The following is a 13,510-nucleotide window of genomic DNA, read 5'->3' as shown; positions in this document are numbered from 1 at the left end:
CCTATTTATCAAGTTTGGCAAAAACAGAATTGTTGCTTCTGTATTCTTCAACGATTTGTTTGAGAACAGCTACCAGTGAAAAATCTTCGTGATCTTCCAGCTTTTGCTCCAGGATTTTTAACTGATATCCCAGTAACTCGCTATCTACTCCTGCGTTTTTTGCTTTCAATATTTTGGGATGATGAGTTGGTAAATTATTTTCCTTGTCGGCAAGGAGTTCTTCATAGAGTTTCTCCCCGGGCCTCAATCCTGTAAAAACAATTTCAATATCCTTTCCAAGCGTTAGTCCACTCAATTTTATCATTTTCTTAGCCAGATCCACAATTTTTACCGATTCACCCATGTCAAACACAAAAATCTCACCCCCATTCCCCATAGCTCCAGCTTCAAGAACAAGGTTACAAGCTTCAGGGATGGTCATAAAATACCTGGTGATTTCAGGATGTGTAATGGTGATGGGACCACCAGCTTCAATCTGTTTTTTAAAAAGAGGCACTACGCTACCGTTACTGCCCAATACGTTTCCAAATCTGGTGGTGATAAACTGGGTGCTTGAGCCTTGTTGGTGAAGAGATTGCACATACATTTCGGCCACCCTTTTAGTAGCACCCATTACATTGGTAGGATTCACCGCCTTGTCGGTACTGATCATTACAAACTTCTCCACACCATATTGGACGGAAAAGTCTGCGATCAACTTTGTACCGAAAATATTGATTTTGACAGCTTCGTAGGGGTTTGATTCCATCAAGGGAACGTGCTTGTAGGCAGCCGCATGAAACACAATTTCAGGTTTGTATTTCTCAAATATATTTTTCACTCTTCCCTCATCTCTAATATCAGCGATAATGAATTCAACTGAGACATTGAGCTTTTGAATATAGGGGTGTAATTCCAGAGAGATCTCATGAAGAGCACTTTCAGCCTGATCTACAGCGACAATTTTCTTAGGTTTGTAATGTGTCACTTGTCTGAGAATTTCACTGCCAATTGAGCCAGCAGCACCGGTAATCAAAATGACTCTGCCCCTCAGTTCTTTGATTACATTGGTGGAGTCAAGCTTAATAGGATCCCGCTCGAGCAGGTCTTCAATTCGAACATTTTTGATTTGTTTGGAAGTGAGCTCCCCTTGAATCCAATTTTTAGCCGGTGGAACCACCTTTACCTTAAGACCCAGCTCCACACCTGCCTCGATTATTGCTTTTTTTCTTTCAATAGATAAGTTCTGAACTGCGATGATAAGCTGATGAATTCTTCTGCTTTTTATGAAATCAGGATTAAGTACATTATCCGGCTTCAAAACAGGAATTCCATCCTGTACTTTACCGCATTTGGTAGGATTGTCATCCAAAAATGCCACTACCTCATATGTTTTGGCTACTTCTTTGGACAGGGTCTGCCGGGTGAGCTCGCCCATCGCTCCGGAGCCGAAAATAATCACTCTAATTCTTCTGATTCCACTGCCTGATTTTGTAAAGCTCAGATAGACAGACTTGATTAAAAATCTTATAGAAAGAAGACACAACAAGGTAATTAAGTAGTGAATTACAAGAGTATTTCTCGAAAATGATAGATGATTCTGGCTGTAAGAATCCAAAATAAAACTCAGCAAAATCAATCCCAACACTGCAATGGTGGCAGCTTTGAAAATGGAAAATGCATCCTTGAGTCCAGTTTGCCGGATAACTCCCTTATATGATTGAGTGTAGAGGAATGAAATCAGGTAAACTGAAAGTAAAAAAAGAAAGCGAGATAAAGAAAAATGATTTAAATCAAAATTCTGCAAATCAAAATTGTTTCTTACTATGTAAGCAAAAGGATAAGTAAGTAAAACAATCAGTAAATCAAAGATTAAAATCAACCACTTTGAAATAAACTTGTCAGAAAATCTTTGAAGTATCAATTCAATCATTTAAACTGATTTTGTCACAAATGTATCCTTTTAATCACCTTTATTAAGGTTTTCTTTTCATTAAATACTGGATTTTTTTTGCAAACTGCCATTCAGTTCGCTTTAAAAGCGATTTAATATTTCTTATCAATTAGAATTTAAAACGCGAAATTAAATAGAGTAATAAAGTAAGAATAATTGAAACTAATATAGAGCTTACAATTGGAAAATAAATGGTTGTGTTTCCTTTTTTTATTAAGATATCACCTGGTAATCTGGGTGGAAATGTCAGCCCTACTTTCTCAAGGAAATACCATATGATACCAGCCAGAAGTAAAATGACCCCAATTATAATTAATATCCTACTCATGGTTCACCTTTTTGCGATTTGCTCTATAAAGGTATGAAGCAGTCATTAATACTGCTATCAGAATGAAAAGCCCAATAATGCCATATACAGCCGAAATGTTGGATTTAACCACTACAAGCATCACAATGGCAATCAGCAATACGGTGGGAATTTCGTTGTATAATCGTAATGCAAATGAGGTCATTTTGAGTTTACCGACTTTTAATTTCCTGAAAATATGAACTAAAGAAAAGTGGTAGCCATACAGTACCAGGACTAATACGTATTTAACTGCCAACCATGAACCTGGTGCCGTAAATATGATTTTGTGATATCCCGCCTCGAAAAGTACCCAATTGCCAAATACGAATGTGAGTATGGCCGACGGCCAGGTGATGATGTAAAGCAAGCGGTCGGCCATGAGAATCAATTGATTTCGCACATCAGGACTTTGCCCTTTTTCATCTGCTTCCCTGATGTACACCAACAATCTTGGCATGTAAAAAAGTCCAGCAAACCACGTAACTACAAAAATGATGTGGAGGGCTTTAAGATATAGCATCAGGCTCGGGTTATTTTAAACAGGTGAAAGGGTACATTTGGGTTGAGAGCCACATAGTTGTACTCTGAATACCAAGTCCAGGTATTTCCAGTGATAAAATCCTTCATCAACAGAGGTGTACCGGGTGATAATCCTATCTTCTCGAACGGGGGCCTGACCATCCCCTGTCGAGTGTTGAAAGGGTCAAGGTTTACAACCATCAGAAAGTGCTCACCTTTATCAGGATTGCCTTTGTAGTAGGCTAGCAACTGATCATCGTTTACCGGGCAAAATTGAAGATTGTAGGTGGTCTGGAATGCTGTATAACTCTTTCGTATTTGATTAATGAGGCGAATGAGTACCGTCAGACGGGTTTCTTTTGACCAGTCCCAATGATAAATTTCATATTTTTCACTGTTCAGATATTCTTCTTTACCGGGATAGGGTTCGTGTATTCCATATTCGTACACCGGCCCGTAAATGCCGTAATTTGAAGATAATGTTGCTGCCAGAAACAGCCTGACCATCCTGAGGCTTTCATTGCCACTTTGAAGATTCCAAGGGTTGATGTCAGGTGTATTAGGCCAAAAATTGGGTCTGAAGAATTCTCTCTGTTCAGTGGTGGTGAGTTCAGTAAGGTATTCGGTAAGTTCTGCTTTTGAGTTTCTCCAGCAAAAGTATGTGTAGGATTGGGTGAATCCAAGTTTGGCCAGTTCGTGCATAATCTTGGGCCGTGTAAATGCCTCGCTGAGGAAAATGATATCGGGGTGGTCCCTGTGGACTTGACCGATCAGCCATTCCCAGAAACGAAATGGTTTGGTGTGGGGATTGTCCACTCGGAATATGGTGACCCCTTGATCTATCCAATACAGGACCACCCTTAGCAATTCTTGCCACAGACCTTGCCAATCATCGCATTCAAAATTAAATGGATAGATATCCTGATATTTTTTCGGAGGGTTTTCGGCATATTGAATGCTGCCATCGGACTTGATGACAAACCAGTCAGGATGCTCTTTTACATAGGGGTGGTCGGGTGCACATTGAAAAGCCAGGTCCATTGCTATCTCAATTCCAAATTCTTTAGCTTTGGCAATGAGATTTTTGTAATCTTCCAGGGTACCGAGTTCCGGATGTATGGCATCATGGCCACCAAAACGCGAACCTATAGCCCATGGCGAGCCGGGTTCGCCGGGTTTACTGGTCACAGCATTGTTTTTCCCTTTGCGATTTATTTCGCCAATGGGATGAATTGGGGGAAAATACAGCACATCGAATCCCAGATCGGCAATTCGAGGTAGTAAAGCCTCGCAATCTTTAAATGTGCCATGCCTTCCCTTTGTTGGTGAAGCTGAACGCGGAAAAAATTCATACCAGGAGCTAAAACCGGCCTTTGGCCTATCCACCCATATTTTAAACGTTTGGCTTTCAACAGAATTTTTTCTTGTAGGGTATTGGGTAAGTATTTCTTTGAGTGCCGTACTGGTGGCCAAACTTAGGGAATTCAAATAATGCCCGTTTTCAATGGCATCTAGTATGAGGGTAAGCTGCTTGTAGTTGTCCTGGTCGTTTACTTCTTGTATCAGTTTCAGGACATCCTTTAGTAAAGGAAGACCATCGTGCAGTTCGACCTCTACATGTTGTCCGTCCTGTACTTTTTTTATCAGTCCTTGTTGCCAGTTGAGCGCATAGTCGACCCATGCCCTGACTTTGTATTCATAGAATCTCTGTTTTTCGACCACAAACTGTCCGAACCAATCATCATTAACTGTGTGAACAAGGCGTGCAATGCGCCATTCTGTTTCGCTTTCATGGCGATAGAGAACTTCCGCCTGCACCACATCGTGCCCATCGGCAAATACAGCAGCGTACAGATCTACTGTTTCACCTTGAGTCCTTTTGATGAAGTATCTTCCGCAGTCTATAGAAGGTCGTACAGCTGCAATTACCGCCCTTGAGGGTCTGAAGTCCGGTATAAACATGATATCAGCATTAGAGCCGGCAAAAAAACAATTTTTTACTAAATGACCTGGTTTGATGTGCCGGAGTCAGGCTTTTTTTCCTCTGGCGGCTTTAAGAGTATTTTTGAGCAGGGAAACGATGGTCATGGGTCCGACCCCACCAGGCACGGGAGTGATAAAGGCAGCCTTTTGGCTGACGCTGTCAAAATCTACATCGCCAACAATTCGATATCCTGATTTCTTGGTTTTATCTACCACCCTTGTAATGCCCACGTCAATCACGACTACGCCTTCTTTTACCATATCAGCAGTTACAAAATTTGGCCGTCCGACAGCAGCAATCAGAATATCAGCCGTGCGGACGATTTCACTGAGGTGCCGCGTATGGCTGTGGCAAAGGGTCACTGTGCTGTTGCCCGGATATGTATTTCTGGCCATTAGCAAGGAAATGGGTTGGCCTACTATATGGCTTCTACCCAAAACTACGCAGTGTTTTCCTCCAGTTTCGATATTGTAACGGTCCAGCAGCTCTATGATACCGGCTGGTGTAGCGGGTATAAAACAGGGCATACCAAGAGCCATTCGACCGACATTTTCCGGATGGAAACCATCCACATCTTTTTCTGGCCTGATGGAGAGGATTATTTTTTTTTCGTCGATCTGCAACGGGAGGGGAAGTTGTACAATAAACCCGTCAATCTCTGGGTCACTGTTTAGTTTTTCAACCTCGAGGAGTAGTTCTGATTCTGAAATAGTATCCGAAAGCTTAATCAAAGTAGAGGTAAAACCTACTTCTTCACAAGCCTTGATTTTGGCATTTACATAGGTAACTGAAGCACCATTATTGCCAACTAAAACAGCAGCCAAATGTGGTCTTTTTCCTCCATTTTGAACGATATTGTTTACTTCCGTTGCGATTTCGGTACGAAGTTCCTGAGAGGTTTTTATGCCATCGAGTAAAATCATGGACCATTGAATTTTTAACGCATTCCACGCATCAGCCCGGTCAATCCTCTGGGACCCCCTGACTGCATGATTTTCATTACTTTCTTCATATCTTCAAATTGTTTAATGAGCTTATTTACTTCTGAAATGTCGCGTCCACTACCCATGGCAATTCGCTTTTTCCGTGAGCCATTGAGAATTTCCGGATTTCTGCGCTCCTGAGGAGTCATGGACTGGATGATGGCCTCGATGTGTTTAAAAGCATTTTCGTCGATGTCAATATTTTTCATTACTTTATTCATACCTGGAAGCATACCCATGAGGTCTTTTACATTGCCCATTTTCTTTATTTGCTGAATCTGGCTGAAAAAGTCCTCGAAGTCAAACTTATTGGTCGCAATTTTTTTGTTGAGTCTTCGTGCTTCTTCCTCATTGTACTGTTCCTGGGCTCTTTCTACCAGCGACACTACATCACCCATTCCCAAAATGCGATCGGCCATACGGTCAGGATGAAAGATGTCAATTGCATCCATTTTTTCGCCTGTACCCACAAATTTAATGGGTTTGTTTACAGTGGCTTTTATGGTGAGGGCTGCCCCGCCACGGGTGTCGCCATCGAGTTTCGTCAGAACAACTCCGTCAAAATCGAGTACCTCATTGAAGGCTTTGGCTGTATTGACCGCATCCTGACCTGTCATAGCATCGACCACAAAGAGGGTTTCCGATGGTTTCACTGCCCTGTGTATCCGTGCAATTTCATCCATCATTTCCTGGTCCACTGACAGACGGCCGGCTGTATCCACAATTACCACATTGTGGCCTAGAGTTTTTGCATGTTCTATACCTTTTTGGGCGATTTCTACTGGATTTTTATTGCCCTCGATGGCAAAAACCGGAACCTGAATTTGTTCGCCCAATACTTTAAGCTGGTCAATGGCTGCTGGTCGATACACGTCAGCTGCCACAAGCATTGGATTGCGGCCTTTTTTTCGCTTCAGAAAATTGGCCAATTTGGCCGAAAAGGTAGTCTTACCACTACCTTGAAGGCCTGCAATTAGTACAACAGCTGGATTGCCTTGTAAACTGATATCAGCTGCCTTACTTCCCATCAGCGCGGCCATTTCATCGCGCATAATTTTGACAAGAAGTTGCCCGGGTTGCAGAGAGGTAAGTACCTTCTGTCCAAGGGCTTTTTCTTTAACAGAATTGGTAAACTCTTTTGCGATCTTGAAGTTGACATCAGCATCGAGCAAGGCTCTGCGGACTTCTTTCAAGGTATCTGCGACATTGACTTCTGTGATTTTTCCATGACCTTTGAGTATGTGCAGAGCTTTATCAATTTTGTCTGAAAGATTCTCAAACATTTTCGGATTTTTTGGGCTGCAAAGGTATTGATCGCTATTTATATGGAGGTGGTTTAATACATGCAACACCTTACACGCTTTTGTATATACTTTTAGAAGCAGTTTCCATCTGCTGAGGACAGTTTATAATGCAAAGCCCGGAAGAGTACCCGCTTTTAGTTTAAAGCTAACCACTTATGTTTGTGCTGATAAAACTATCTGAATTGAAAAACGGCTACACCATATTTTTATACCTGTGTTTCGTTAATCTTAGGCTAATTGCACAAAATGATCCCCCAAAAGGCGAACTTCACGGAAATTTTCAGACCGATGTGCAATACTATTTCAGAGATGAGGCCATCGATCCTACGGGTGAATTTTTTCCAAGAGAGCGCTTGTTGGCAGCTGGTTTTGCCAACTTCATCTATACTCAGGGCAGTTTTTCTGCTGGTTTGCGTTATGAAAATTATCAAAACAATTTGCTAGGGCTCCCTGAAGGTTTCAGAGGAGAAGGTATTCCTTTTCGCTTTCTCAGATTTGAAAAAGATGGACTGGATGTCACCGTAGGAAATTATTATGAGCAATTTGGCAGCGGGATGATATTCCGGTCCTTTGAAGAACGCGGATTGGGACTCGACAATGCGATGGACGGCATACGACTGCGCTACCGACCTGCTAAGGGATTATATCTGAAGGGTGTGATTGGCAGACAAAGACTTTATTTTGCTAAAGCTCCCGGCATTGTGAGAGGACTGGATGTAGAGTGGGTGCTCAATGAAAATGTTTCACGTATTGAAAATTCCCCTTGGAGCATCACATTGGGAGCCTCCTTCGTCAGTAAGTATCAGCGGGCAGTCGATCCGGTACTCAACCTACCCGAAAACGTAGGATCCTCAGCATGGAGAATGTTTATTCAACGGGGAAATTTTGGTCTCAGTAGCGAATTCGTTTACAAAATCAATGACCCTTCATTTGACAACGGTTTTATCTTTAGACACGGTACGGGATTTTTGACTACGCTCACTTATGCTTCCAAAGGCTTTAGTGCAATGGCCACAGCAAAGCGTATTGACAACATGAGTTTTCGTTCGGATCGCAATGCTTCATTGATTGATGCTCAGATCAACTTTCTTCCCCCCACCACCAAACTGCACACCTACACCTTGCCAGCTTTATATCCCAATGCTGTACAACCCAATGGTGAGATGGGCATACAACTGGAGGTGTCGTATACTTTTAAAAAAGGCACACCTCTCGGCGGAAAATATGGAACTACCGTAGCAGTCAATTACTCAGATATATCGTCCATCGACCGTCAATTTGTGGACAAAAGACCCATTTACAGCCAGATAAATCCGGAGGAGATAATCGATTGCACATGGGCAGGCACCAAAGGTTATACTTCCAATCCCTGGCAAAGGGGACCTGTGACTTATTTTAAAGACCTGAACATCGAAATCAGAAAAACCATCAACAGAAATCTGAAATCCACTTTTACGTATTACAATTTTACCTATAACCAGGAAGTGCTGGAAAAAGGGATCACAGATGCGGAAATTATCCAGAGGGGTTACCAAAATCTGATATTTATCAATGCCTTTGTGATAGAAATGCTCTACAAATTCAGACCCCGTCACAGCCTTCGTTCCGAAATACAAGGGATGTTTACCAAACAAGACAGGGGTGACTGGCTGATGGTATTGGCTGAATACAGTGTATCACCACACTGGTTTTTGGCAGTTCAAAATTCGTGGAACTACGGTAATCCAAATCCCGAAGAACGACTTCATTATACACTGGGCTCGATGGGGTACACACTAAATACCACCAGATTTCAGCTCAATTATGGACGGCAAATGCGGGGCATCTTCTGCGTAGGGGGAATCTGCAGAGTGGTTCCTCCATCCAATGGCATTACCATGACTATAACTACCAACTTCTGATCTGCCCAATCCGAAGAAATCCTAAATTTTTGGTAATCCCGTCCTGCGTCTGCCGTTGATGCAAACAAGCCCGTACAGATGATGTTTTTTTTTGTTGAAAATTAAAACAGTATGAATTCAGGCCAGATCGAACACATTAAAAAAATTATCCAACCACTTCGCAGGCAGATCATTGAGCATCCGGTATATGCCAAAATCCACTCCATGGAGCACATATACACTTTTATGGAACATCACGTGTATGCGGTGTGGGATTTTATGTCGCTACTCAAATCCTTACAAAACCAACTGACGTGTACAACGGTGCCATGGCTACCGGTAGGTGACGCAAATATTCGCTATCTGATCAATGAAATAGTTATCGGTGAAGAATCGGACTTGGACTATGAGAGCAGGAGAAGCAGTCATTTTGAAATGTACCTTGACGCTATGGAACGTGCAGGAGCCAATACTGCCTCCATCAGACAATTTATTAAACACTTACAAGCAACCGGTGATGTAGGTACAGCCATCCGCCTAACGGAAGTACCAAGAGGAGTAATCGAATTTTTAAATTTTACTTTTCAAATCATACAAAGTAATAAATTACATCAGATCGCAGCCGTATTCACTTTCGGTAGAGAGGATTTAATTCCGGACATGTTTCTCTCCATTATTGACCAACTTCACCGGGAGTTTCCGGAGAGGATCAGTGCATTCAAATATTACATTGAGCGGCATATACAGGTCGATGGGGAGCATCATAGCCATCTGGCTCTGGAAATGGTCGCCGGCCTGTGTGGTACTAACCAAATAAAATGGGAGGAAGCACTGGAGGCTGCAACAAAAGCTCTGGAAATGCGAAAGCTGCTTTGGGATGCAATACTGAAGCAGATATCCACATCCAGAGAAGTAGAAATATAAAAAATCCCCTTAAAGTAAGGGGACCTTTTAGAAATCAATCTGCAGTCATCTCCTGAATTTTTTCATAAGAATGGGAAGGTAGACCTCTGCTTTTTCCATTTTTTCAATCTCATAGAGGTCGTGTTCTAAAGCAGCATTATGACGGAGAGATTGTATAAGTTGTTTCACTTTTGAAAAAAAATTGTCGATTACCTGCGCACGCATATCCGGGTCGTCTATAAGTAACAACTTCTCTTTCAGATAATTTTCCAGGGGCGAGTAGTTGCCCATACTCAGCTGCTGTACAGCTAAGGTCAAGGGTGAGTTGTACTGTGAGGCCTGACTGGCGATGCTCTTGTTGAGAAACTGGACAGAACGTTGGCTCAGAATTGTTTTCATGAGGATTGGTTTTGAGGTTATATGGTTAGTTTTCCCGTTGCAAACATAGCATTAATCGAAATTTTATTGTTAGCGAAATTTCACTAAATGGTTTATTTTTTTTGTGAAATTTCTAGATTTATCCTTCAGTTCCTAAAAGACTGAAATGACAACGTGAAAAAAAAAAGATTTACCAAACTAAGGCTGAGCCTTATCAACTCAAAAAATAATAATTATCAGAATAAAAGCCCGAAAAAACGATTACATTCACGAGAATATTTCATTGAGAAGGGCTGCAATCCTTACACCAGCCTGCATCAGGCGCATCTCATACAGGTCACGCATTTTGTAATGGTATTCAAATCCCAGGGATTTTTTGGGATCAAAATCGTAGATTTGTTCTCTGGGTTGCATTGATTCATAGGCCCACTGAAGAGGGTTGGTTGACTTCCAACTGTTGGCCTGCTTGCTGTATTTTCTAAGGATATAATCAGCATATTCAGTATACGAAAGTTTGTATGCTTCGATCATATCGCTGTCCCACACTCTGTGCAGATTGGAATTCTGACCGAACCAACGGACTTTTACGTCATTACCTCCCCGATCGTCGCCTCGGCCTACATGGAGGGGTTGATGAATATCGCCTACCAGATGCACGAGCATTTTCAAGGCATCGCGCCTGGCAGAGTCGGTCTCACTTTTGTTCTTCAGTACATTGGAAAGCCTTTGAATGGCTTCAATGATATCGCCGTTTGGATTTTTTTCGGATTGTTCGTAGGTCATACCATCGGGTATCGTCACCCAATGCCAATCATGCGTATGGTTGTAGGCGGGTTCGCTCCTGATTTCGTCCATCCAAGTACTTACCATGGCAAGAGATTCTTTGCCTATGAGTTTTTGAATATTCCGGCGTGCCTTGGAGGTGAGGTATTTTTCAGCTATAGCCCCGGTGATTCTATGGCCGGTCTGACCCCATCCAAACAATTGATTGCTAAAAGAATAAAGAACCAACAGCAGTAAATACCAAATATTTTTTTTCATACAATGCACACCGAATTACCATTTAAAGGTGGTCAAAAATAGAAACCAGCCAAGTTTGAAAATATTAAAAAATACGTATACCCTATCTTTATGCGAGATTAAATGAAATTTGCGGGACAGTAACCTGAATGGTCTCAACATTGTCCAGAATATTTTTCTAAATGACCTACTAAGGCAGCGGAAAATTTAAAAAATTACTATGCATGCATAACTTTTTTTAGTATATTTGACGCAATTAAATCTTAAAATCATGGAAACACTCGTAAAAAATCCAATAAAGGGAGGTGAATTTGTAATTCGCTCGCAATCCTGGGAAGAAATATTTACCCCTGAAGATTTTACAGAAGAGCAACTGATGATGGCCAATGCCTGCACAGAATTCATTGAAAAGGAAGTAGCACCACAACGACATAAGTTTGAGGAAAAAGATTACGATTTTACCCTGCAGATCATGAAAAAACTCGGAGAGCTGGGTATGCTCGGAATTTCAGTTCCTGAGGAATATGGCGGACTTGGCATGGGCTTCAATACCTCGATGCTGGTATGTGACAGGATATCTGGAATCTCCGGTTCACTCTCCACAGCCTACGGAGCACATACCGGTATTGGCACCCTTCCGATATTGCTGTACGGCACGGAAGAACAGAAAAAAAAGTATCTACCAAAACTGGCCACCGGCGAATGGATGGGTGCGTATTGTCTGACTGAGCCGGGAGCCGGGTCAGATGCCAATTCGGGTAAAACTAAGGCCGTATGGAATAAGACGGACAACACATGGAGCATAACCGGACAGAAAATGTGGATCTCCAACGCTGGCTTTGCTGACTTATTTATCGTATTTGCTAGAATTGAAGACGACAAGTATATCACTGGTTTTATTGTGGAGCGCGGCACACCGGGGATGAGCTTTGGTGAAGAAGAAAACAAACTCGGCATCAGAGCATCCTCTACCCGTCAGGTTTTTTTCAACGATTGTAAAATACCAGCAGAAAACATGCTTGGTGAACGTGGAGGTGGTTTTAAAATAGCCATGAATGCACTAAATGTCGGGCGCATTAAGCTGGCAGCTGCCGTATTGGATTCCTGCAGACGCGTTACTACCTTAGCGGTAAAATATGCCAATGAACGAGTACAGTTTGGCGTGCCCATCTCGAGTTTTGGGGCTATTCAACAGAAGTTAGCCGATATGGCTACACGGACGTTTGCCAGCGAATCGGCCACATATCGCGCTGGTCAGGATATTGAAGAAAACATCGCCAGACTTGAAGCTTCTGGTATGAATCCCCAGGAAGCAAAACTGAAAGGGGTAGAAGAATTTGCTATTGAATGCGCACTGTTAAAAGTTCACGGTTCTGAAACCGGGTCCTTCGTAGCAGATGAAGGTCTGCAGATATACGGTGGTATGGGGTACAGTGCCGATACTCCAATGGAAGCAGCATACAGAGATATCCGAATTGCCCGTATCTATGAAGGTACTAACGAAATCAACCGCATGCTTTCGGTAGGCATGCTGCTGAAAAAAGCTATAAAAGGCCAGCTTGACCTTATGACACCAGCCATGAAGGTGGCCTCTGAATTAATGGCAATTCCATCGTTTGATGCTCCTGATTATAGTAAGCCCCTCACTCAGGAAATGGAAATCATAGACAACTTAAAAAAGGCCTTTCTTATGGTAGCCGGCAAGGCAGTTGAAAAGTTTGGAATGCAGATAGAAGACCAGCAGGAAATCCTGATCAATGCAGCGGATATATTAATAGAAACTTACGTAGCGGAATCAACCGTATTGCGCGCGTTGAAAACCCTGCATCGCAATGGTGAAGATGCTGCCCGATATCAGATCCTTATGGCGCAGCTTTACACATTTCTAGCTGTGGAAAAAGTGCAAAAAGCTGCCAGAGAGGCTATTTACAGCTTTACTGAAGGCGATGAGCAGCGCATATTGTTGATGGGTCTGAAACGTTTTACGAAATACCAGCAGCCTGTAAATCCAAAAAATATCAGAAGACACATTGCTTCAAAACTCATTGAAGAAGGAAGGTATTGCTTTTAATACCGATTGTTGAGAAATGAATAAAATGTTCCTTGAGACACCGGAGGTCAACCTCCGGTTTTTTCTTTAGAATTATGCTGAGTTGCGTGCATTCCTGAGGTAAAAACCGATGTTTTTATTTGACCGTAAGTACTTGATTTTGAAAGCCAGTGAAGAAAAAAGCCCCGGTAATCTCCGGGGCTTTGT

At 42.3% G+C, this 13,510-nt stretch carries 11 protein-coding genes; 3 read left to right on the top strand and 8 right to left on the bottom strand.

Annotated elements, in window-relative coordinates; all coding sequences use genetic code 11:
* Position 1 precedes the first annotated feature (1 nt).
* From DES35_RS03010 to ffh, 6 genes are all read right to left on the bottom strand, one after another.
* Positions 2 to 1,912: a polysaccharide biosynthesis protein gene (locus tag DES35_RS03010; RefSeq protein ID WP_114365741.1), complete on the bottom strand. Its 1,911-nt coding sequence runs from the start codon at positions 1,910 to 1,912 to the stop codon at positions 2 to 4.
* Between the two features lie 130 nt (positions 1,913 to 2,042).
* Positions 2,043 to 2,261 carry a DUF2905 domain-containing protein gene (locus DES35_RS11780; protein WP_084180063.1) on the bottom strand — a complete coding sequence of 73 codons (219 nt, stop codon included), beginning with the start codon at positions 2,259 to 2,261 and terminating at the stop codon, positions 2,043 to 2,045.
* Positions 2,254 to 2,802 carry a CopD family protein gene (locus DES35_RS03000; RefSeq protein ID WP_037355924.1) on the bottom strand — a complete coding sequence of 183 codons (549 nt, stop codon included), beginning with the start codon at positions 2,800 to 2,802 and terminating at the stop codon, positions 2,254 to 2,256. The genes DES35_RS11780 and DES35_RS03000 overlap by 8 nt, the downstream gene beginning before the upstream one ends.
* Positions 2,802 to 4,763, bottom strand: coding sequence for an alpha-1,4-glucan--maltose-1-phosphate maltosyltransferase (locus tag DES35_RS02995; protein ID WP_037355921.1), 1,962 nt, complete (start codon positions 4,761 to 4,763; stop codon positions 2,802 to 2,804). Before DES35_RS02995 ends, DES35_RS03000 begins: the two co-directional genes overlap by 1 nt.
* A gap of 66 nt (positions 4,764 to 4,829) precedes the next feature.
* Positions 4,830 to 5,708: a bifunctional 5,10-methylenetetrahydrofolate dehydrogenase/5,10-methenyltetrahydrofolate cyclohydrolase gene (locus tag DES35_RS02990; protein WP_037355920.1), complete on the bottom strand. Its 879-nt coding sequence runs from the start codon at positions 5,706 to 5,708 to the stop codon at positions 4,830 to 4,832.
* A gap of 14 nt (positions 5,709 to 5,722) precedes the next feature.
* Positions 5,723 to 7,051, bottom strand: a complete 1,329-nt coding sequence (ffh, locus tag DES35_RS02985; RefSeq protein ID WP_037355918.1) for a signal recognition particle protein — start codon at positions 7,049 to 7,051, stop codon at positions 5,723 to 5,725.
* A gap of 176 nt (positions 7,052 to 7,227) precedes the next feature.
* Here ffh and DES35_RS02980 point away from each other — a divergent pair, with 176 nt between their 5' ends.
* On the top strand, positions 7,228 to 8,973 hold the full coding sequence (locus tag DES35_RS02980) for a DUF6029 family protein (RefSeq protein ID WP_114365740.1): 1,746 nt from the start codon (positions 7,228 to 7,230) through the stop codon (positions 8,971 to 8,973).
* Positions 8,974 to 9,084: 111 nt separating this feature from the next.
* On the top strand, positions 9,085 to 9,876 hold the full coding sequence (locus DES35_RS02975; protein ID WP_037355916.1) for a DUF3050 domain-containing protein: 792 nt from the start codon (positions 9,085 to 9,087) through the stop codon (positions 9,874 to 9,876).
* Between the two features lie 45 nt (positions 9,877 to 9,921).
* On the opposite strand, the gene DES35_RS02970 is transcribed toward DES35_RS02975, so the two are convergent.
* Together DES35_RS02970 and DES35_RS02965 are read right to left on the bottom strand one after the other, a co-directional pair.
* A complete protein-coding gene (locus DES35_RS02970; protein ID WP_114365739.1) occupies positions 9,922 to 10,254 on the bottom strand; it encodes a hypothetical protein in 333 nt (110 codons plus the stop codon).
* A gap of 246 nt (positions 10,255 to 10,500) precedes the next feature.
* Positions 10,501 to 11,274 (bottom strand): S1/P1 nuclease, encoded by a 774-nt coding sequence (locus DES35_RS02965; RefSeq protein WP_037355914.1) that lies wholly within the window; start codon positions 11,272 to 11,274, stop codon positions 10,501 to 10,503.
* A 250-nt stretch (positions 11,275 to 11,524) separates the two neighbouring features.
* Here DES35_RS02965 and DES35_RS02960 point away from each other — a divergent pair, with 250 nt between their 5' ends.
* Positions 11,525 to 13,324, top strand: a complete 1,800-nt coding sequence (locus tag DES35_RS02960) for an acyl-CoA dehydrogenase family protein (RefSeq protein ID WP_037355912.1) — start codon at positions 11,525 to 11,527, stop codon at positions 13,322 to 13,324.
* Positions 13,325 to 13,510 lie beyond the last annotated feature (186 nt).

This window comes from Schleiferia thermophila, assembly GCF_003337435.1.
Classification (GTDB): domain Bacteria; phylum Bacteroidota; class Bacteroidia; order Flavobacteriales; family Schleiferiaceae; genus Schleiferia; species Schleiferia thermophila.
The sequence above is the reverse complement of the archived record's forward strand: the minus strand, read 5'-3'. Positions and strand labels throughout refer to the sequence as shown.

Coding starts and splice junctions, on each gene's coding strand:
- DES35_RS02990 (WP_037355920.1), bottom strand. CDS start 5,708: ATGATTTTACTCGATGGCATAAAAACCTCTCAGGAACTTCGTACCGAA.
- DES35_RS02995 (WP_037355921.1), bottom strand. CDS start 4,763: ATGTTTATACCGGACTTCAGACCCTCAAGGGCGGTAATTGCAGCTGTA.
- DES35_RS03010 (WP_114365741.1), bottom strand. CDS start 1,912: ATGATTGAATTGATACTTCAAAGATTTTCTGACAAGTTTATTTCAAAG.
- DES35_RS02970 (WP_114365739.1), bottom strand. CDS start 10,254: ATGAAAACAATTCTGAGCCAACGTTCTGTCCAGTTTCTCAACAAGAGC.
- DES35_RS02975 (WP_037355916.1), top strand. CDS start 9,085: ATGAATTCAGGCCAGATCGAACACATTAAAAAAATTATCCAACCACTT.
- DES35_RS02960 (WP_037355912.1), top strand. CDS start 11,525: ATGGAAACACTCGTAAAAAATCCAATAAAGGGAGGTGAATTTGTAATT.
- DES35_RS03000 (WP_037355924.1), bottom strand. CDS start 2,802: ATGCTATATCTTAAAGCCCTCCACATCATTTTTGTAGTTACGTGGTTT.
- DES35_RS11780 (WP_084180063.1), bottom strand. CDS start 2,261: ATGAGTAGGATATTAATTATAATTGGGGTCATTTTACTTCTGGCTGGT.
- DES35_RS02965 (WP_037355914.1), bottom strand. CDS start 11,274: ATGAAAAAAAATATTTGGTATTTACTGCTGTTGGTTCTTTATTCTTTT.
- ffh (WP_037355918.1), bottom strand. CDS start 7,051: ATGTTTGAGAATCTTTCAGACAAAATTGATAAAGCTCTGCACATACTC.
- DES35_RS02980 (WP_114365740.1), top strand. CDS start 7,228: ATGTTTGTGCTGATAAAACTATCTGAATTGAAAAACGGCTACACCATA.